This window comes from Gaetbulibacter sp. M240, from assembly GCF_043876815.1.
In the GTDB taxonomy this organism is placed as follows: Bacteria; Bacteroidota; Bacteroidia; order Flavobacteriales; family Flavobacteriaceae; genus Gaetbulibacter_A.
This window is the reverse complement of sequence record NZ_JBAWKA010000003.1, coordinates 1-22,970: the sequence shown is the minus strand read 5'-3', so window position 1 is coordinate 22,970 and position 22,970 is coordinate 1. Positions and strand designations below refer to the sequence as shown.

The 22,970-nt window shown below is 37.1% G+C and carries 13 protein-coding genes; 5 read left to right on the top strand and 8 right to left on the bottom strand.

Annotated features, from left to right (window positions below):
- Positions 1-155: 155 nt before the first annotated feature.
- A complete protein-coding gene (locus V8G61_RS09335) occupies positions 156-1,319 on the bottom strand; it encodes a FecR family protein (protein WP_394875318.1) in 1,164 nt (387 codons plus the stop codon).
- 166 nt (positions 1,320-1,485) lie between these two features.
- Complete coding sequence (locus V8G61_RS09330; RefSeq protein ID WP_394875317.1) at positions 1,486-2,052, bottom strand: RNA polymerase sigma-70 factor; 567 nt, start codon at positions 2,050-2,052, stop codon at positions 1,486-1,488.
- 733 nt (positions 2,053-2,785) lie between these two features.
- On the opposite strand from V8G61_RS09330, the gene V8G61_RS09325 reads away from it, so the two are divergent.
- Both V8G61_RS09325 and V8G61_RS09320 read left to right on the top strand, forming a co-directional pair.
- Complete coding sequence (locus tag V8G61_RS09325) at positions 2,786-2,941, top strand: hypothetical protein (RefSeq protein WP_394875316.1); 156 nt, start codon at positions 2,786-2,788, stop codon at positions 2,939-2,941.
- Positions 2,935-3,723 carry an alpha/beta hydrolase gene (locus V8G61_RS09320; protein ID WP_394875315.1) on the top strand — a complete coding sequence of 263 codons (789 nt, stop codon included), beginning with the start codon at positions 2,935-2,937 and terminating at the stop codon, positions 3,721-3,723. The genes V8G61_RS09325 and V8G61_RS09320 overlap by 7 nt, the downstream gene beginning before the upstream one ends.
- A gap of 153 nt (positions 3,724-3,876) precedes the next feature.
- Here the strand turns inward: V8G61_RS09320 and V8G61_RS09315 are convergent, their stop codons facing one another.
- The gene (locus V8G61_RS09315; protein WP_394875314.1) at positions 3,877-4,722 is read right to left on the bottom strand and encodes a mechanosensitive ion channel family protein; all 846 of its coding nucleotides are present in this window, start codon (positions 4,720-4,722) and stop codon (positions 3,877-3,879) included.
- 330 nt (positions 4,723-5,052) lie between these two features.
- On the opposite strand from V8G61_RS09315, the gene V8G61_RS09310 reads away from it, so the two are divergent.
- The 3 genes from V8G61_RS09310 (at position 5,053) to V8G61_RS09300 (ending at position 7,430) form a co-directional block, all read left to right on the top strand.
- The gene (locus V8G61_RS09310; protein ID WP_394875313.1) at positions 5,053-5,817 is read left to right on the top strand and encodes a membrane or secreted protein; all 765 of its coding nucleotides are present in this window, start codon (positions 5,053-5,055) and stop codon (positions 5,815-5,817) included.
- Positions 5,818-5,996: 179 nt separating this feature from the next.
- On the top strand, positions 5,997-6,728 hold the full coding sequence (locus V8G61_RS09305) for a DUF6090 family protein (RefSeq protein ID WP_394875312.1): 732 nt from the start codon (positions 5,997-5,999) through the stop codon (positions 6,726-6,728).
- 222 nt (positions 6,729-6,950) lie between these two features.
- Positions 6,951-7,430: a YybH family protein gene (locus V8G61_RS09300; RefSeq protein ID WP_394875311.1), complete on the top strand. Its 480-nt coding sequence runs from the start codon at positions 6,951-6,953 to the stop codon at positions 7,428-7,430.
- 211 nt (positions 7,431-7,641) lie between these two features.
- Here V8G61_RS09300 and V8G61_RS09295 read toward each other — a convergent pair whose 3' ends face one another.
- The 5 genes from V8G61_RS09295 to V8G61_RS09275 all read right to left on the bottom strand — a co-directional run.
- Positions 7,642-9,807, bottom strand: coding sequence for an OmpA family protein (locus V8G61_RS09295; protein WP_394875310.1), 2,166 nt, complete (start codon positions 9,805-9,807; stop codon positions 7,642-7,644).
- A gap of 12 nt (positions 9,808-9,819) precedes the next feature.
- On the bottom strand, positions 9,820-10,770 hold the full coding sequence (locus V8G61_RS09290) for a type IX secretion system membrane protein PorP/SprF (protein WP_394875309.1): 951 nt from the start codon (positions 10,768-10,770) through the stop codon (positions 9,820-9,822).
- A gap of 14 nt (positions 10,771-10,784) precedes the next feature.
- Complete coding sequence (locus V8G61_RS09285) at positions 10,785-11,999, bottom strand: gliding motility-associated C-terminal domain-containing protein (RefSeq protein WP_394875308.1); 1,215 nt, start codon at positions 11,997-11,999, stop codon at positions 10,785-10,787.
- A gap of 108 nt (positions 12,000-12,107) precedes the next feature.
- Positions 12,108-21,734, bottom strand: coding sequence for a discoidin domain-containing protein (locus V8G61_RS09280; RefSeq protein WP_394875306.1), 9,627 nt, complete (start codon positions 21,732-21,734; stop codon positions 12,108-12,110).
- 15 nt (positions 21,735-21,749) lie between these two features.
- Positions 21,750-22,970, bottom strand: a 1,221-nt coding sequence (locus tag V8G61_RS09275) for a hypothetical protein (RefSeq protein WP_394875305.1), incomplete at its 5' end; no start/stop codon positions are given.

Genomic DNA, 22,970 nt, shown 5'->3' with positions numbered 1-22,970 from the left:
ATTGGTGTAACCGTTTTCGATAGAGAAAACGGAAGTTAGTTAATTTAATTTTCATAAATTTGCTTTGTGTTAGTTAGACAATTATTTAATTAATACATACAAGAGGGAAGAGGTAGTAACACCGCCAAATGTTTATGACCTTGTTCCCTTTTTTTTTATTCTATGATGATATTTTTGTTATCGAATTCGAAACCATTTATAACCTCCATATCCTTTAAATTTTGAAGGATGTTTTCAATCTTATCATTTTTACCTAAGGTTCCTATAAATAGTTCTTTCTCAACGGCTTTATTCTTAAATTCTACTTCAAAATCATACCATCGCGCAAGTACGATCATGATATCCTTTAAAGAGCTATTGTCGAATGAGAAAATTCCTTTTCTCCACGATGTTTCCTGAAAAACATTTGCTTCTTGAAATTCAATAGTGTTATAGGTGGTATTTAAAATAGATTTTTGATTGGGTAATAAAAGATGATTTTCCCCTTGGTAGTTAATACTTACTTTCCCTTCAACCAAAGTGGTTGTAACTTCAGGTTCATTGTTGTAAGCTTTAACATTGAATTCTGTTCCCAAAACCTCAATTTCCTGATTGTTGTTGTTCACGATGAATTTTGAACCCTTATGTTTCGAGCTCGGCGATACGTCAAAATAAGCTTCACCATAAAGTAATTCTACCTCACGTGTTTGTCCATCTATAAACGCTACGGGATATTTTAATTTAGATTCTGAATTCAGCCATACCTGAGTGCCGTCAGATAACTTAATAAAAAACTGTCCGCCCCGTGGTATGGTTAAATAGTTGTATTTAACGTCTGCCGTAGTTTGTTTCGCTTCGGAATAAACCAATGCCTTACCATCGCTAACCATATTATCAGAAGCATAATTCTTACCCTTTTCAAGAGCAATGTTAGAGCCGTCTTCTCTGGTAAGAGTTGCTTTGTCTGTTCCAACTTCTATACTTGTATTTACAATATTATTATTGGGTTCTGTAATCGTGGTACCCTTATCCATGAAAAAATAGAAAGCCATAAAAACAGCTATAGATGCTGCTGCCACATACTTAATTAGGTTTCTGGTGAATAATGAAATTACTTTTGAAGACTCTTTCTCTTCTTCTTTGATGGCATCCAAAATATTAATAAGCATTCGCTCTTTTATTATATTCTCTGGCCCCAAAGCTTCAACCCATTCATTTTCTTTTTGAAAACTCTCGTAATAATTAACGAGTAGCTTTAATTCGTCAGCAGTTGTTTCTCCATCTAAATATCTTTCAATTAATTTTCGAAAAAACTTTTTATTTATATCATTATTATCCATAGAAGTAATAATTGCAGTTTACCGGTTTATCTATAGAGTGTATAATAATGAGCTTATCCCCTAAAAAAAAGTTATAAATTTTTCGTTTTTTTTTAAGCTTACTCTTTTTATATCATATAAACTATTGAAAAATAGATAGATACGATTCGAAATGAAGGGTTGATTTTTAGTAGAGGTGGTATAATAGCTCGATACTCAATAAGTGACCAAGGGATTTCCTTAACACTTTAAGTGCCATAGTGATATGGTTTTCTACCGTTTTTGTAGATATTCCGAGTTGTTCGGAGATCTCTTTATGGGAAAGTTGTTTGTTTCTGCTTAAAATATATACCTCCCGACATTTCTTAGGAAGTGTATTAACAATGGTATCTACCTGCTTCACGAGTTCTTCGTGCATGAGTTTGGTCTCTGGAGTGGCATATTGAAATCTTTGGTTCAGGTCTTCAAAGAGCTCAACATTTTTTACTTTGTTTTTTCTGAATTCTCCAAAAACTTTATACCGAACACAGGCATATAAATAAGATTTTATAGAAATTTTAATTTGAAGTGTTTCTCGATTCTTCCAAAGATCAATAAATACATCTTGAATAATTTCCTCGGAAAGTTCTTTGTCCTTTAAAAGATTGTAAGACGAAATAAATAAGGGCTTCCAGTAACTTTCATACAGTTCTGTTAACGCTTTTTTATCGCTCTTTTGAAGACGTTTTAAGATTTTTGAATCTACACTATTCATTTTCAATTAAACAAGACCCAATAATAAACAATTAAAAAAAAATTACCCGAATTTTATTAAAAAAACTCTCTAATTAATAGGATACTGTTTTTAATAAATTTTTCATTAAACACTCAAAGCGTTTTTGGTCGACTTAAATTAATATAAATTATCACCTCAAAATTCGTGCAATTTTTTTCTTTGCTATGTGTGTATTATTAAGAAAATTAACTAAAATAAAATTTCAAATGAGATAATGCGCAGCTCCTCAGAACAAACCATAATTAAAAAGCCTGCTAGTTTTTATTAACATGCATTCTAATATTGGTAACGCTATTAATCATTACCTAGGGAGGTTTTACTTTTTAATTTTATTGTTTAATAAGCTTACGAATACCGTTTCTATCATCAGAAGTTTGTAAGTGTAAAAGATATATTCCGGGAGCTCATTTTCCAAATGGTTGGGAAACAGTATTTAAAAATGTAGATCTTTCCCAGATGGTTTTAAAGTTAGTCGATTTTAGATGTAAAATTGATTTTGGAAAAACAAAATTACCTTCACACAACAACGGCTATAGGTAATTGCTTGTTATCGTATATCCTGAAAATTCCTAAGGAATTTTCGGTTTTTTGTTTACTTGTAAAGTTAAATACTAAACAGCAGAACTCTCGTAGCCGAGAAGTTGAGCTGTTTAGTATTTCTCATTCCCACGGAATTAAATAATTATACTAACTTTAGAGAAATAACCAACCAATGATAAAATTCCTTAGAAAAATTAGTCAAAACTTACTTTCAGAAGGAAAAACTGGAACGTATTTTAAATATGCTATTGGTGAAATTATTCTTGTTGTTATTGGGATTTTGATTGGGTTACAAATTAATAATGAATTAATAGGCAAAATATGTTAGAACACTTTAAATTGTTTACCCTCTTATTCTTTTTAAATGCAGTATGCAGCGTTGTATATGCACAAACCGACACGACGAGTAACTCTGCGGTTATTTGGAGCAAGATAGAAGCCATTACCCCTACGATTGTTACGCTGCCAAATAGCTTCGATTCAACAAAAAGCCATACTCTAGTTATAGGGCTTCATGGATTTAGCAGTACGGCTGAACATTTTCAAAGTTTAAGCAAACCATTTACCGATGCCGGATATATTTATGCAACACCCGAAGCACCATACAGTTATTTAAGAAATGACGGAACTTTAGGTTATGAGTGGTTTCTGTATGATATCTCGTCCTTTATCATGCTCGAAAGACCTGCATCCGAATTAGAAATATCTGCTATGCGGGTAACCACTGAAAAGCAGATGGATAAGGTTATTGAAGATTTAAAAGCGAAGTACAACATTGGGGAAGTTTATTTTTTAGGGATGTCTCAAGGTGGCATTATTACCTACCTAAGTGGCATCCATCATCATGACAAAATTGATGGGATGATCATCTTCTCATCTGTAGTTGATGAAGATTGGCTAGGCACAGATGCTATTGAAGACGGCAAGGGTGTAAGAACTCTGATTATTCAAGGTGAAAAAGACACGGCTGTACCAATTAAATATGCTGAAGCAGCACGTGATCTTCTGATTGATAATGGATATGATGTTACTTACAAAACATTTGATGGAGGTCATATTGTCCCTCAACATCTTTTGCCTTTTGTAATTGATTGGATAAATAAAAAGTGACCCTAAAAACCTTGGCCAACACATTTATACACAATATCCTGTAGGTTACTGCGCATAGCCAACCCGTTCTTCACTACTAAAAAAACCGCTATTCACTCAAAAAACAATCTATAAAGACATAAAATATTAGTTCTGAAGATTATTTATGAGCACTTATTTTTTTTCGATGCTATTAGACTTAAGATGCAGATCCATTTGAGGAAATGCAATTACTATATTATTCTCAGTGAAATTCTTATTGATCAATCTTCGAATGTCACTTTTCATTTTACCTATCCTAAAAATATTCGAGGTAAAAAATAAAAGCTGAAAATCTAATGATGAGCTTCCAAAATTCAACAAACGAGCTTCAATCAAGTTTTTATTGTGAATTTCAGGATGATCATAAGCACTTTTTTCTAAATTTTTTATCACAAAATCAACATCGCTTCCATAAGCTACACCAACATGAATTTTAAAACGGGTTTGATGTGATTGATGACTCCAATTAATTACTTTGCTGGTCGTTATTAAAGAGTTTGGAATGATAATAGAAATATCATCCCTATTCATGGCTTTGGAGGTTCTTAAACCTATACTTTCAATAATCACGACATCATTATCGATTTCTAAAACATCTCCCACTTCTATAGAGCGTTCTGAAAGTAATATAATACCAGATATGACGTCGTTAAATGTTTGCTGCAGCCCTAAACCAATCCCTACTAGTAATGCGGCCGAACCTGCTATGAGTAAGGTGACTTTAATACCAATGGATTCTAATACCAAGGCAATTGCAATAACCCATACAACATATTTAATAATTTTTAATAAGGCATAGGTACCTCCGGTATTTATTTTGGTAGATTTTTTTTTATGAAAAAATGCTTGTTTAAGGACCCAAAGAATTAATCTAGTAACCACAATGATTACCAAAATACTAACCAATTGAGAAGCTTTTAGTGTATAGCTCCGAAAAGTAAAGATTTCAAATTCTAAAATTTGATTTAATGTTTCCATTCTAATTTATTATTACCCCCTCTATTTATCAGATTTAGGGCTTTGTTATAAGATAGTTTAAATAATATATCTTTATTACAATTTCTGATTATTTCTACGAAATAAATTCGAGATCCCTTTAAAATAGAGCTATAGACATCCTTGTGTATTTTTAATAGCTTCGTAACTGTTTCTATAGAAAATCTTGCGGAACTTCTTAGGGTTCAGTTTTATTTGTTAAATTAGGTTGTTAAAATACACAACCTATCTTATACATAAATGTTGTGCTTCATTATGTTTAACCAATAGCTTCCCAATTTTGTAAGAATAACATTTTAAAAATATGAACTCATGAACTTTTCAAAGAAAAATCACGAATATAAAAACAAGAATAGAAGTGTTGTGAGTAAAAAAATAACTGTAATATTCGTTTGCGCATTCTTATCATTAGGACTTAATGCACAAAGTTTTATTGGAGCCTGGGAAAGTTATCATACTTCTGAAAATGGAGATAAACTTAAAAGTATTGTTATTTTTTCTGAAGGATATCAAGTGATAAGCACTTATGATTCAATAACAGGTAAGTTTATAAGCACAGAGGGTGGAACCTGGAAATTATCTGGCGATACAATGACAGAAACAGCAGAATTCGATTCAATGCATCCCGAGCGTGTTGGTACAGAAGTGAGTTTTCAAGTGTTTCTAAATGATTCTATCATGGGAATCGTTGGTTGGGACAGGAAATTTAAAAGAATAGATAACGGTGAGCCCGGAAAATTAAATGGCGCATGGTTAATGTCTGGTAGAGTAAAAGATGGCCAAACACAAATGAATGATACAAGTAGACCAAGAAAAACGATGAAAATCTTATCAGGAACTCGTTTTCAATGGATAGCCTATAATACAGAAACAAAACAATTCATGGGTACAGGGGGTGGAACATATACAACTACCAATTCAGAATATACCGAAAATATTGAATTCTTTTCAAGGGATGATTCTCGAGTTGGAGCAAGCCTAAAATTTGAATTTGATTTAGTGGATGGTAATTGGCACCATTCAGGATTGTCTAGCAAGGGTGATCCAATCTATGAAATATGGAGTAAAAGAGAATAATGTTATATAATGAATAACGAAAGTATAGCAACAGCTATACGTAATTGCTTGTTTTCGCTTATCTTGAAAATTCCGCGGAATTTCCTACGGTTCGGTTTTATTTGTTAAATTAGGTTCTTAAATGTCGCAACAGGATCAGAACCAAACTGTTGTACTTCATTATAACCAACCACCGATCAATGATAAAATTCTTCCGAAAAATTAGACAAAAGATGCTGACTGAAAACAAATTCAGCCAATATATTATTTATGCCTTTGGAGAAATTATACTAGTCGTTATAGGAATTCTGATTGCACTACAAATCAACAATGCGAATGAAGTTTCAAAACAGAAACAAAAAGCTAATAACTACAAACAAACCTTAATAACTGAACTCAAGACTGATTTAATCCAGTTGAATTCATTAGACAGTTTAAACAGGGCTCAACAGGGAAAAATCAATAATTATCTCTCATATTTTAAAAAGCCGGAAAGAGAAGTCAAAGTAGTCATTAAGGGTATGGATAGCGTTACCTATTACGGGGACTTCTTCCAAAGTATTACCTATACTATTGATGATATTATTAATACGGGAAACCTGGAACTTTTTAACAAAGAAATTAAACATACCATCTTGGAATTTAAAGCCAACCAGGAATTTTATCAAAAAAACAGAGGTGAAGTGGTGCAAAGGTGGGTTTTAAGTAATCTTGAGTTTGAAAATGCTGTAGACATGCTTTCATTTAGTGATCCTCCTACCGGTGGATCCAAAAACTTCGATGACTGGAGGTTTGATTTAAAATCAGAACAATACAGATTGTTTAACAATAGAGCACTTACTATTTTACGAACTTATTATTTCCGAACCGACCAAAACAACAAAATGAGACATAGCATTGAAAAACTGTTAAATATTTTAGAGAAAGCTTAAAGCTAAAGAGGCAAAACAAGAGCTAATAGTGACTATGAGAACCGAGAAATTGGAAAATAATTCGAATGAATTAAACTTAATTAAGAATAGTAAATGGGACAGTTAGATATTAGCCTTTATTTGAAAAAACATAACTAATCAATTAGAGATTTAGGAATTTCATTTAGTCCGGCAAAAGTACCTTTATCTGCATTTGGAAAATAATTAAAACAAAGTCTAACAATGAAAAAAATAAAATACAGATCGCCTGTTTTTCTAGCAATATTAGTGGCATTAATTTTTAGTACAAGTTGCAATCAGAAATCCACCGAAAAGAATCTAGGTACCAAAGGAACTGATTTATCAATTCTTGAAAAAGAAATCGAATTACGCCTTCGTGAATATGAAAATTACTTGGAAGCAGGTGATTCAATAGCATTGGGAAATATGTACACTGAAGATGCAGAAGTAATTCCAACAATAGTGAGTCGGGAAAATATAATCAAGGTTTTTAGCAAAATGATTCAAAATGGTACCATAGGAACTTTTGAAACTACACATTTGTGGGGAAATGATGAGTTACTTGTAGAGGAAGGTAAAGCGGTTTGGTCACACAAAAGCGGAGGAGCAGAAAGTAGCGGAAGATATTTATTGGTTTGGAAGAAAGATGATCGGGAATGGAAAATTTTAAGGGACACTTGGTTTCCTGATAAAAAGAAATGACGCACATCCTTTGGAATAAAAAGGCCTATACACATCACCGTATTAAAACATTGTTGGCTTTAACTAATCAAATGTTTGTTACTTGTTTACGGGCTTCCGATTTTCAGTCGGTTTGGTTTGTATTTTCTAAATTAGGTTCTTAAATAACAGCAGGTAGGCATAACGACCCTTTTACTTTATTAAACACAACCTCTGTAAATGCATTGTACAATTAAATTTTTATAATCCTAAAGCTGGATCTGCGATTTACTCGATGTTCTTCATCAGAACATTTTACCCCATTGCCGCACTTGTTTAACAAGTAAAATTCGCCATAACCTCTATACTCAAGTTTCCTCGGACTTATGCCCTGACTTATTATGTAATTGTATGTGGCGTAAGCTCTGGCATGAGATAGCTTGATGTTGGTGAGGTAACTTCCCTGGCTATCGGCATAGGATTCTATTCTAATTTTCAGAGTCGGAAACTTTTTAAGAACTTCTACAACCTTATCCAGTTCAACTTTCGCATCCGGGCGTATCTCGCTCTTGGCATAATCGAAATGGATAGGGTTTAAGATAGAGGCAATATCATTGTTAAGCTCAAGAGGTACATTTTTCTTGATCATATTGAGATCTATTTTTAAATAACCGCTCTCGTCCAAGTCTTTTAGACCCACAGGGACCTCCTCCGTTTGGTAACTGTTTTTTTCTATTCTTAGAAAGGCAATATTTTTAGAGGGCACATTCTTTAGCGTATAAAATCCATACCATTTTGTCTTGGTAGTCCCTAGGATATTACCATCAATATCCAAAGCTGTTACCGTTGCATTCGCTAAAGTATTACGTGCGTTTTTGTCTATAATTTTTCCTGTAACACCAATCTCATCAGGCACATTCCGCTCTAGGTTTACCAGGCGTATCACGAGTGGCTCTTTACCTTTTCGCATGGCATTTGTGATGTTTTTTTCAGAATATTGAAATTGATCTTTTTCTATCCTAATATAGTCCACTTCATTACCATTTATCTCCGGAAACTCATAATAGCCATCTTCACCGGAAAAAGTAGAATCAATAAGGTTCCCGTTTTTATCAAATAGGGCTAATTTTACTCGGGCCAAAGGCAGATTAGAATCAAATTCTCTGGCAATACCCTTAAAATTAATATAGGGCAGCACCTCAAAATCTCTTCGAACCATAAAACTGTAAATATCATCTGAGCCAACACCGCTATCCTTATTGGAGGCATAATATCCCGTTCGATCAGACCCAATCATAAATGAAAAATCATCATACGAACTATTGATCTGCCGGCCAAGATTATAACTTCGTTTATACGTGTTGTCAGGGCTTTTTTTAGAAATAAAAATATCCAGTCCCCCGAAACTTTCCGAACCATCGGAAGCAAAGTAAAGGCTCTCATTATAAGGATCTATAAAAGGAAACATTTCATTGCCAACAGTATTAAGTTCAATCATGTTTCTTGGTTTCCCTAAAAGGCCATTTTTTAGAATGGGTACCTCATAAATATCGGTCCCGCCTTTTCCTCCTGGAATATTAGATACATAATACAGTGTTTTATTATCTTTACTTAAAGCAGGATGACCTACCGAATATTCTGGACTATTAAAAGGAAATTCCCTAATGTTTTTCCATTTACCATTTTTGAATTCCGCAATGTATATATTAATCGTCACCAAATCATTACTGTCTCGTTCTACTCGTCCTTTTAAATAGGCGTTCCTGGTGAAGTACATGGTTTTTCCATCATTAGTTATGGCTATTGGGCCCTCGTTATATTCAGAGTTTATATATTCGGATAATGGAAGAAACTGCCCGTTAGTAGACAGTTTATAGATGTCGGAAGTCACATCTTTTTTCTTAACTCTTTTTTTACTGTTTAAACCATAACCGACAGCGTAAAGCTCATTCTCATTAATAAATGCCGGATATTCTGATAATCGTGTGTTATAATTAACGTTTTGAAGTTCAAAAACCCCATCATTATCAATTCCTATGATACCTTCATTAGCATCAGAAATACTTTCATACCGAACACCTTTAAAATTATAATAGGTTAGCAACAAACTATCGGCCTCTTTGTATTTTTTTTGGGTTTTAAGAACTTGTCCGTATCGGTAATTATCCAATAAGCTTGGCTGCACCAAAGGCATCTCAAAATATCGTTTGTACCACTTTGCTGCAGCGACAAAATCACGATTAAAGTAATTAGCATTGGCTAATCTGTAAATCAGGTTTTCATCTTCCACACCACTCTCTACAACCCTTGTGTAAATATCAATGGCATCTATGCTTTTATCCTTCCTTTGTGCAAAAGTTATTGATGTAAGGAAGATTAAAAAACCAACATAAAGATAAGTTTTACTATCGCACTTCATATTTAATACTTATTAAAAGAATCTAGGGGTTAATAATCTCAAATCTCTATTTGTTCCAATATCAAATCGCATAAACAACCCATGAGATCCACCGTTGTACTGTCTTATTTCTGTGGTATCTATATCATAGGAGTAACCAATAAACAGGTTGTTATTTACCTGAAAACCGGTAATAGCACTAAAAGCATTGGTAAACCTAAATGAGGCACCTGCGGTAACGATATCATTGAACAAAAAATTTACTGATAAATCTACCCCCAGAGGAGCTCCGGAAACATATTTAACAAGTGCTGTTGGTTTAAATTTTAAATAAGGGTTTAATTCAAATACATATCCGCCCATGGCATAAATATTAGCGCGTTCTTTTGCAGTTGATACCGAAATATCATTATAATATTTTGTGGTTAAGAAATCAGGCACTGATATTCCTGCATACCAAATGTCACTATAAATGTACGCACCGGCACCTATAATGGGGCTCACGCGATTTACGATATTATTTTGGAAGGTAGGATCCGTCGAATTATAAATTTCCAATTTAGTATAATCGACATTAATAAGCTCAAGGCCAGCCTTTATTCCAAGATTTAAAAAGGTATAGCGATCTATATATAATTGGTATGAGAAATCTCCTGCTACGGCTGTTTCAATTGAGGGGCCTATAGTTTCGTATATGATATTGACACCAAGCCCCATATGCTCGAAACGGTAATCCAAGGGCCCTGAGGAGCTCAGGTTCATGGTCCGCGGCGCTCCTTCAATACCCGTCCACTGTGCGCGATATTGACTTGTCAAAGTAGTAACCCCCCTGGACCCTGCATAAGCTGGATTAATAATATTAGCGGCATACATATATTGGGTATATTGGGTGTCCTGTTGTGCATTAAGGTCATTTTGGTCCCAACCAAACAAAATGCAAATGATTACCAGTAAAAGTGTCAAATTTTGGTTATTATATTTCATACTTTTACTTTGGTTTAATCTGTTGATAAATATAAATACCCTACCTTTTCAACCCGCTGATCAGACCCATCGTATTTAAGAATGTAAAAGTATGTCCCTGTTGGTAAAAGCTTATCTGCTCTATCGTTGGCAAAGCCTTTAAACACATTTCCATTACTATCGTAATCTGAGGTAGAAAAGACCTTTGCTCCCCAGCGGTTAAATATTTCCAACGAATTATTAGGTAATAATTCTATATCTTCAATTATAAGGTAATCGTTTTTACCATCGCTATTTGGAGACACAGCATTCCATATCACCACATCATCGGGTAATATGATATTTAAATCCGCTCCTGCGATGGTAAATATGGCAACCCCATCAATCGTTTGCCGGGATGTTACCGTTTGGTTTTCAATATCTACAGTACCACCAGCATTCGTCCAAGCCCCCTCTTCAAAATCCCACCTTGCAATACGAATTCTCTCCGGATTAGAATAAATCTTAAACGGCGTAGTTACTTGGTCCCAGGATAAGGTAACATCAACTGTTTCAATTCCCCCAAGTGACTCAAAAATCCAATATTCATTATCATCAATAAAAATTATATTACCGATTCTATTATTTGCGGGATAGGGGTTTTCAAGATCCTCATAGACATATCTTGCATTAAAAACTGAGTTGATTCCAGATGGAGCACTAATCCCAGCGAAGCGATATAATTCATCATCACCAATAGGAAAGATGAACTCATCGTTACCTTGTTTGGAGATAAAACCATCCACAAAACTAAAATCGCTCACATTGCTAACTGTTCCATTATTCTCCAGGATGAGGGTTCCACCATGATCAATGGTATTTACAATACCTTCCTGAAAATTTATGTTACTTTCAACATTGAATATTCCAAACATGTTAATGGCATTCTCGAGGTTTGAAACATTATTGATTATCAAATTGTACAGGTAAAAGGGCTCTGAACCGGTTACAAGCTGTTGGGAAGTTCCCACTAAGTGTACAGTCCCACTTTTGGCAATATAATCTGCCATGCCATTATTATTTAGATGACCATAAAAGTAGGCCTCTCCTCCATTGATAAATGCCCCTGAACTTTGGTTATCAAAATTACCTATAACACTAAGTTGTGTATCAGGATTTACCGTAAATAACCCTATATTACTAGTCTGGGCCTTACTCGCTGTTGCCCCGAAAAACATTGTAAATATTATTAAATTAAATATCCTTTCCATAGTTTGTTTTTTTCTAAAAATTGAATCAGCATAATTAGTCTCTTTCATAATCTTTAATGAAAAATGTGGCCTTACTTCTTAAAAGTTTTCATCATTACTCAAGTGTTTTTATTGATTGCCACGCTTCTTAGGTTGCAGTTCTCCATTACCGAAGTACTTACCGTGTCTCATTACAGGAGGTACGACAAATAACTTATCACGAAAATCGAAGTTTATACCCAAGTTGTTATCGGCGTTACTTCCATCATCATTAGTATCGTTATCCGTATCCAACAATAAAAAATTAATGCCGTCAAAAGCTTTACCGTTTACATCCGAATAATCGTCAACGCCATCTTCAGCATTATCAAACAAACCGTTAATTCCTAAGCTACCCGTTGGAGTTATTTCAAAACTTTCTAATTGATCCGAAAAACCATCGTCATCAGAATCCGTATCCAGATAATCGGGGATTCCGTCTAAATCAGTATCCTCAGGCGTCAATCCATTATTACCATTTATGCCATTAATATTTATATAGTTAGAGTTTAGTCCCCTGTTAGCCGCGTAAGTAATATTATTGTCATCAGCAGGTACTATATAAGTATTTGTAGCTTGAGCTTCCACATTATCGGGTATACCGTCATTGTCGGAGTCAAGGTCAAGTCTATTCTCTAGACCATCAATATCCTGATCTTCATCTGCTAATGCTATTCCTCCGTTATCACTATCGAAGGTATCTGCCCAGCCATCGCCATCAGTATCTGTAGAATCATCTACTCGACCATCATGATCAGTATCAATGCCACCGGCTTCAATAATATCCGGTATACCATCGTTGTCGGAATCTAGGTCTAATACATCCGCTAAACCATCGCCATCTGTGTCTAATATGGCTATTTCCAATACAGCTCTTTGAATTGTAGAAGCACTGCCATCATCCCATTTACCACTTGTTTGCATTTGACCAAAATCCTGTTCACCTCCAGAATTATTAGGTTCACCTGTATTCCAGTTTGTGTAAACTACAGGTTCTCCATTGGTCCAAACAAAAGTGCCTTCGTTGGCCACATCATTAAATCCTATCCAAACCCTAGCTGTACTAAAACCATTACTATTAAGTGCCTGACGAATAAAATCATTTTCCTCAGCACTAGATATGGCTGCTAAATGACCACCAGCTGTTGTGGCTGCGTTATTAGCCGTCGTCCAATTTGTTGTATTGTTGGATACATAGTAGGCACTACCATTGCGAATTCCCAAAAATGTATAAGTCGAAAAATTTGGAATTCCCTCTATTTGATCCAAAATCCCATCGTTGTCATCGTCTATATCGGCTACATCTGCAATCCCATCTTCATCGGTATCTAGTCCCTGACGATAGTTGAAGTCTGTAATCAGAGGAATGGCATTCGTACCATCGGGATTTAAAATCACATTGTCTTTGAGAAGCATAAACAGGGAGCCGTCATGGGCCTTGCCGTTTACATCGCTATAATCATCGTTGGCTTCGGCATTGTTAAACAAGCCATTGGTTCCTACTAAACCTGAAGGATGCGGAGAAACACTTTCTAGCGAATCCGTCAGCATATCGCCATCAGAGTCTTCATCTAAAAAATCAGGGATTCCGTCACCATCGGTATCTACCGGTGTAAAACCTTTACTATTAGCTGCACCACCTCCAATTATACCGTCATCAAAATTATCATCCAATCCATCCGAGTTACTATCGATGAAATCTACCGTTCCAGCCGCACCGGATGGAACTATGTAATCTTTAGTAGTTTGTGCCTCCACGTTGTCGGGAATACCATCGTCATCGCTATCTAGATCTTCATAGTCAATTATCAAATCACCATCCGTGTCTAAACATTCCTTTACATTAAACTGTACATTATCAATGATATTACCCGTACTTCTTCCACCTGAATTTGTATATAAAGCTCTAAAGCCAAATCGAGTGACCGTCTGACCTTCCGGTATTACATACGTACCGGAATACCTTTGCCAGCTAAGATTATTTGAAGTAGCAACGGCCTGCACTACAAGTGGACCTGAAGGCGGCCCAAACTCAATAACCATAGCATCTCTAAAAGGTGCATCACCCCTTTCTCTAGCCAAATGATATACCGACCATTCCACAATATCACCGGGTACCGTTGGAATATCCTGATATAATTGAGAAAACTGTGTAGCATTTATTTCTGCAGCCCATTGTCCATCCTGAGCACTTGTAACGGTATTGGTAACTCCAGTATAAGATGACCACCTGGAATTATCAAACGTTTCAATATTATTATCTAAAGCAGTAGTTTGCCAACCTGCTACTTGACTCGCATCGTTATGAGGGAAACTATAACCTAGTATTGGTTCTTCAAAACTACCATTGATTAATTGAGAGGTAAGCCGTGGGTTAACACATTCATCGATATCTAATATACCATCGTTATCATCATCAATATCTAAATTATCTCTAACTCCATCACCATCATGATCTTGAATAGGATCAGTAGTATCATCTCTATAATCTGACCCTCCTCCTAAAAATAAATCTTCGTCTGCATCCGGTAAATCAACTCTAGGGTCATCCATATTATCATTTACATCAAACGGGGCACCTGTGGTTAGTACGTCATCATAACTATCATCGAGACCGTCTCTGTCAGAATCTGAATTGGAGAGCATGCCGGCCTCACCACTTTCATCATTATCACTAATACCATCATTATCAGAATCCGTATCTAAAAAGTCAGGTAGATCAAGTTCATCTGTGTTAATAGGTATTAATCCAATTGAGCCACTAGCACCACTACTGCGAGTTTCATCAAAATTGTTTAACAAACCGTCATTATCATCATCTTCGAGATCAGAATCAAAATATTCCAGCGTATTTTGTGCCTCGACATTATCGGGTATAGCATCATTATCTGAATCAATATCCACCGAATTGTCATATCCATCACCATCGATGTCAAAAAGTTGAATATTAGTAAGCACTTCAACTTCAGCAATGTTTATTACATTATCAGGCGTATTCATCCCTGATTTTTGCAACCTTACATATCTGCCTGAAATATTTGGGACATCAACAGCCACGTCCTCTTCCTCTGATATTGAAGAAGGAATTTGATGCGTAAAATCTGCATTAGTTAGAGAACCAGCAAGATCAGTAGGATCATCAGGAAATGGTGTATCAGCAATAAGAACATAAACATCACTCAATCTATTCCCACAACAACCGTCTCTGTTGAAGATGTTAACTGTACTAATAATATGATAACTACCCAGATCTACTTGCCACCAATCTGATGATGTTGCCCCGCTGGTATGCGCTATATTATTGGCACCACTTGTACCTGCGGTATTGCCATCGATGGCATTACTCGCAAAAAATGTACTCTGAGTAGAACTTTGGGTTGCATTCCCATTTGTTGCAAGATTAACTACACGACCAGATACTTCAACCTCCGCAAGATTTAATACATTGCCACCAGGGTTATTTCCCGATTTTTGTAATCTTACATATCTGCCTGTTGTTTTGGGGACTTCAACAATCTCATCTCCTGTTACTACAGTAGGAAGCTGATAAGCAAAATCTGCATTAGCCAGAGAGCCGGCAAGATCATTAGGATCTGCGGGGAATGGGGTGTCAGCAATGAGAACATAAACATTACCTAATCTATCATCACAACAACCGTCTCTACTAAAAATTTCAACTTTACTAATACTCTGATTACTACCCAGATCTACTTGCCACCAATCTGATGATGTTGCGCCACTAGTATGAGCTATATTGCTGGCACCACTTGTACCTGCTGTATTGCCATCAATGGCGTTACTGGCTAGAAATGTACTGTTAGTGGAACTTTGGGTTGCTGTTCCACTTAATGCATGATTGATTAACTGAACCGAACCTAAAAATTCGTTATCATCAAGAATACCATCGTTATCGTCATCAATATCAACCATATTAAGTATGCCATCATGATCAGAATCTAATTGTTTTCTAAAATCATATTCAACACCGGGATTAGCTTCATCTGTCAAAAATGAAGTAGCAAAACTGGTAACTCCTTCGCTGGAATTAGAATTTATTGTAGAGCTACTCAGAACTACCATGTCAAAGACATCTTGCAGACCATCTTGATCAGAATCACCTAGGGCATATGCTACTGTTGTTGTTCTGCTTTCTTCTCTATCATAAACACCATCATTATCGGAATCAATATCCAGATAATCCGGAAACACGTCGGCTGGTGTTAAAGCAGCATCAATGTTTACCGGGGTCAGGCCACCAATACCAATATATGCTGAATTCATTCCGGAGTTAGTAACATAATCCGAAGAAGTATCAGGATTAGGCGCAGTATATGAACTTGAGTTTTGAGCTTCCAAATTATCAGGGATACCATCATTATCAGAATCTATATCAAGATGATTATAAACACCGTCACCATCAAAATCACGAGGTGACATTACTTGTACCTCAGCAGTAGCCAATACATTATCAGGCACATTATTTCCCGATTTTTGAAGGCGAACATAGCGGCCTGTCAAATTGGCGAAAACAGGTACAACGACCACATCCACATTTCCCGTTGGAGCAGGAATCTGATAAACAAAATCTGCAATAGCAAGAGAACCGGCAAGATCCGAAGGAAACGGCATATCTGAAACCATTACATAAACATTACTCAATCTATCCTTACAGCCTTCCGAGCAATCCCTGTTAATGATGTTAATTGAATTGATAGTATAGGCATTGCGTAAGTCTACTTGCCAATAATCTGTTGTTGTGGACCCGGTAGTTGAAGCGAAGTTACTTGTTGTATTGCCATCGATGGCTCTACTCGCAGGAAAACTTCCCGTACTACTTTGTGATGCAACACCAGTTCTAGCAACATTAGCTGATTCGGTAACATCTGTTATCCCATCATTATCATCGTCTATATCTGTAATATCCGCTATACCATCAAAATCAGTATCTACACCAGATTGCCTAAACAAAAGGTCTCTTGTAAATGGCGTAATGCTGCTAGTACCAGTAGGATTCAACTGCGAATTCGCTTGAAGATTAAAGCTGGTAAAATTGGCATCCGCACCTCCGTCATCACCAATAATATTTTCATCGTTTACATCATAACCGTCATTATTATTAGTTCCCTCAAAAATATCTAAAAGTCCATCATTATCGGTATCTGTTGTTGAAATACGACTTGTTGGAGCCCCATCACCGCGTTCCTGAATATCATCACCTTCTGTGTCATTATCAGAATTATTATCGATGTAATCCGGTGTGCTATCAGAGTCATTATTGTAAGGAGTAAAACCAACGCTATTAGCAGCACCTCCGCCAATAATACCCGCATCAAAATTATCATCTAAACCATCCGAGTTACTATCAATAAAATCTGCCGTGCTTCCAAGGCCTGATGGTGCTCTGTAAGCATTGGTGGCCTGAGCTTCCACATTATCTGTAATCCCATCATTCTCGCTATCCAGATCAAGTGAGTTAATTATCCCATCACCATCCGTGTCAACCATACCTTCCGTAACATCTAATATCCCGTCATTGTCATCGTCAATGTCGGTAATATCAGCTATACCATCAGAATCTGTGTCTAAACCGGATTGTCTGAACAACAGATCTCTGGTAAATGGGGTTATGGCGTTAGAACCATTAGGATTCAACTGCGAATTCGCCTGAAGATTAAAGCTAGCAAAATTAGCATCCGCACCTCCGTCATCACCAATAATATTTTCATCGTTTACATCATAACCGTCATTATTATTAGTTCCCTCAAAAATATCTAAAAGTCCATCACTATCGGTGTCTGATGTTGAAGTAAGGCTTGTTGGAGCCCCGTCACCGCGTTCCTCTATATCATTACCTGTATCGTTATCAGTATTGTTATCGATGTAATCCGGTGTGCCATCAGAATCATTATCGTAAGGTGTAAAACCAACCCCGCTAGCAGCACCACCCCCAACGCCTGCATCAAAGTTATCGTCTAAACCATCGGAGTTACTATCAATGAAATTTACCGTACCGCCGATTCCGGATGGTGCTCTATAAGAATTGGTAGGCTGTGCTTCCACGTTATCTGTAATCCCGTCATTGTCACTGTCTAAGTCTAAATAGTTGGGCAGCGCATCAGTATCAGAATTCACCTCACCTTCAGTTTGATCGAGTAAACCATCATTGTCAGAGTCTAGATCTCTATAATTTAAAATACCATCGCTATCTGTATCAATCGTTGTTTCAATAGAATCATTTATCCCATCGTTGTCTGAATCTGTATCAGTGAAATCAGGGTTGTCTACCCCATCCGTATTTTCCGTTGTAAGACCGTTTGAACCTGCAATTCCACCATTTGAGGTAGCATCATATTCATCATCCAAGCCATCACCATCCGTATCATTCCCACTTGGCGCTTTGAACCCAATGGTTGGTTGCGCTTCTACGTTATCAGAGATACCATCGCCATCGGAATCGGTATTTAAATAATTAGGATCGCCCTCTTCACTATCTACTATACCATCACTATCGGAGTCAATATCTCTATAATTAGGTACACCATCACTATCAAAATCAGAGGTCGTTTCATCAGTATCTAATATCCCATCATTGTCTGAATCTGTATCAGTATAGTCAGGGCTGTCAATTCCATCCGTATTTTCTGGTGTAAGGCCATTAGAACCTGCAATACCACCATTTGGGGTAGCATCATAGGTATCATCTAAACCATCACTATCCGTATCAGTACCACTTGGCATGAACCCACTTGTGGGTTGTGCTTCTATATTGTCAGGAATGCCGTCATCATCACTATCCAAATCCAATCTATTTGGTAATCCGTCTGCATCACCATTAGAGGTCGCATCCTCTGTAACATCCAAAATCCCATCATTGTCATCGTCGATGTCTTCAAAACGATCGTATAAACCATGGTTGTTTGCACTATGAGTATCTCCATCTGTATTCACATCAGCAATGGTATCACGATAATCCAGATCTACATTGGTATTGCCATTTCGATTGGCAAGCGTTTGATCTATGGTATTGGTAGTTCCAATGGTAGAAAATAAGGTGATATCGGTATCTGTATCTAAAAGTTCAAATTGGGTGGTGTAGGCAGTACCATTCACATCGGCATAATTATCGTTATTTTCTGCGGTATTATCCAAACCATTAATACCTACGACACCATCCGTCATTCCATCCGTATTGGCATCCGGTAAATTACTGCCGGATTCTATGATATCGAAAATACCATCATTATCAGAATCCAGGTCTAAGTAATCTGGACTGTCTATTCCATCTGTATTTTCCGGTGAAAGACCATTAGAACCTGCAATACCGCCATTTGGGGTAGCATCATATAAATCATCCAAGCCATCACCGTCCATGTCATTACCAGATGATGGCATATAATCTTTGGTAGGTTGTGCTTCTATGTTATCAGGTATGCCGTCGTTATCGGAATCTATGTCTCTGAAATTTAAGATACCATCGCCATCGTTATCAAGGCTTCCCTCAATAGAATCAGGGATACCATCATTATCACTATCCAGATCTAAATCATCCGTAACACCGTCAGTATCGGTATCTACGCAAGGACAATTTAAAGTACTTTCTGTGTAAATATCGGCAGCGGTCCAAACTTCAGAACTACTGTATCTGAAAGCATCTATTAAACCTGCATAGGAAACACCATTGTTTCCCGGAACGGCCGATGAACTTAAAACCCCACCAATGCCACCGGGATTTGCAAAAGATGGAATACTTGTATAACCCCCCGTATTAGTTGTTTCCGACACACCATCTAAATATACCGTGAGTGTACCATTATCAAAGGTGGCTGCTATATGATGCCAGGTATTTGAAACCGTACCCGGGTGAATAACTGTAGCTTCGATATCTGAGCTATAAGTTGAAAATGCCAGTTTTCCATCATCTAAGTAGAGTGCTAATCCATGCTTATTCGAACCCTCCTCCATAATAACCACATTTCCGGTAAACGAAGTGGGATCGGGTAAAATCCAAGCCGAATAACTAAAGGTAGAGCCTCCCGAATTCATAAAAGTACCGTCACTAAATTGCACAGGGGTGGTTGTGGCACCACTGCCAAAGTGAATGGAATACTGACCTTGCATTGACATGTTTGAATATACTGCTGTTACGGAACCTACTTCATCGTTTCCGTTACCGGATGCATCGTTGGTGTTATTTTCAAAAGGCCAATAGGCTTCATCTGCACTGCTTACATCCGTTACAAAATTGGGTTCACATCCTAACTCAATGGCATCTGAAATACCATCATTATCGTCATCAGTATCGAAGCGATTAAGTATACCATCACTGTCGGTATCTACATCGGAAATTTTATCGCGATAATCAAAATCAATATCATTGACGGGATCTGCATTACTTCCGTTGGTATTGGTATCACTATCTGTGTCTTTTAATAAGAAGCTCGTATCATTATGAGCATTTCCGTTTACATCATTATAATCATCGGAAGTTTCAGCATCATTAAATAAACCATTTAAACCTTTAGAACCGGTTGGCGTGGTAATAAGACCTTCTAATAAGTCAGATTGTCCATCGTCATCAGAATCGGGATCTAAATAGTCGGGCATACCATCTCCATCTGTATCTACAGGTACCATGCTCAGGTTACTCACCTCGAACGCATCATTCATACCATTACTATTGGTGTCAGAAAAAACACCGGGTACCACATATAACTGGGTCGCTTGTGCTTCTACGTTGTCCGGTAAACCATCATCATCACTATCCAGGTCTAAATAATCTGGAACGCCATCAGTATCTGAATCTATGGCTGCACAATTCAGAGTACTTTCTGTATCAATATTAGCTGCACTCCAAACCTCCGAACTACTGTACCTGAAAGCATCTATTAAGCCTTCATAGAAAACTCCATTATTTCCCGGAACGGCCGATGAATTTATAACCCCACCAATACCACCGGGATTGCCATAACCCGGAATATTGCTATAACTCGCGGTATTAGTTTCCGGTACGCCATCTAAATATACTGTGAGTATACCGCTATCAAAAGTGGCTGCTATATGATGCCAGGTATTTAAAACCGTTCCCGAGTGAATAACTGTAGCTCCGTTATCGGAATTAAAGGTTGAAAATGCCAGTTTTCCATCATCTAAATAGAGTGCTAATCCATGCCTACTCGACCCCTCCTCTATAATAACTACATTTCCAGTAAACGAAGCGGGGTCGGGTAAAATCCAGGCCGAATAACTGAAGGTAGTACCTCCTGAATTCATAAAAGTACCATCACTATACTGGATAGGACTGGTTGTAGCACCACTACCAAAGCGGATGGCGTGTGTTCCTTGTATTGCATTAGTGGAATATACTGCCCCCACCGAGCCTACTTCGTTGTGTAAGTTACCGGATGCATCGTTTGTATTATTGTCAAAAGGCCAATAGGCTTCATTTGCATTGCTTACATCCGTTACAAAATTGGGTTCACATCCTAACTCTATGGCATCTATGATACCATCGTTGTCGGAATCAATATCAAATTGATTCGAAATTGTGTCACCATCATTATCCTGGGCACTAACACTAGTTGTGCCTAACAGGCATATCAATACGACAAAGGTACCAAGCCAAAGCTGACCTTGGGTTCTTTGTTTGAGTGTATTAAGAAAAGTGCTACTATAGAAAATAGCACTCCATATTCGTTCTGTAATATGTATATTCATCATGAACGTTGGAGGTTGTTAGAATCTTTTTCTATTGTAGTTTAGGGTGATGTCACCAATACGGATCAAACTATCGCCCATAATGGCTACATCAGTAACAGTTAGCTTGATCACAATCACAAAAGTATCTTCTGCTACGAGGTCGGTCAGGTCTCCAGCTACCGCAATAGTAGTTTCGGCAAATCCAAAACCGCCTACACCCGTACCTAAAACTGGCATATTATCTTTCAAGACCATAGCATTGCCCTCCTCAAAGATATCAGCTTCAAAAGTGGCATCTGACGTACCTTCAAAATCAATTACTATAGCATCGGTATCTGAAGACCAACTATCAAAATCATCAGGAAGGGTTACCCGCAACACAACATTGTAATCATTGAAACCACCGTCTTGATTATAATTACTCGCTTCGTAGTAATTCATAAAAGTAGGGGCACCTGAATTCGTTGTATTAATAGACAGGCTGTTATCTGTACCGTCTGCCTGTATTACAGCGCCGGCATATTCTGCGTTAAACACCATTTTTGTTACGGTGGTACGTCTCATAATCACATTTGCCGTTCCATTCTCATCTGTATAGGTCAGCTCTTCAAAATCGTCCGTCAAATCACCCGGGGTTGTGTTGTCATTGGTTACCAGATTTAAGGAAGTTGTCGTTTCGTTCACCGTAGCTGTATCACCGTTTTCATTGGTATAGGTGGCTATGGTTTTGGCATCGCCGTTGGTCACATCCGTGTCCTCATTACCTATGGCTTGTATTACTGAGGTTACCGTCTCTTCAACATCTACCTCTGTACCATCTGATTTGATGATCGTCGCAATCTTCTTGATCTCAGTAGCTGCGTTATCATCTGTAGCATCTACAAGACCGCCCGCATTAAAGGTCACGTCAGTGCCATCGTTGTTGGTAAAGGTATACGTGCCATCTAAGTTATCGGTCAGATCGGCTTTGTTGATGATATCGGTAGTACCGTCTTCTTTGGTATAGGTAAAGGTACCATCAGCATTGTCTACAAGGTTGGTTACCGTTTCTTCAACATCTACCTCTGTACCATCTGATTTGGTGATCGTCGCAATCTTCTTGATCTCAGTAGCTGCGTTATCGTCTGTAGCATCTACAAGACCGCCCGCATTAAAGGTCACGTCAGTGCCATCGTTGTTGGTAAAGGTATACGTGCCATCTAAGTTATCGGTCAGATCGGCTTTGTTGATGATATCGGTAGTACCGTCTTCTTTGGT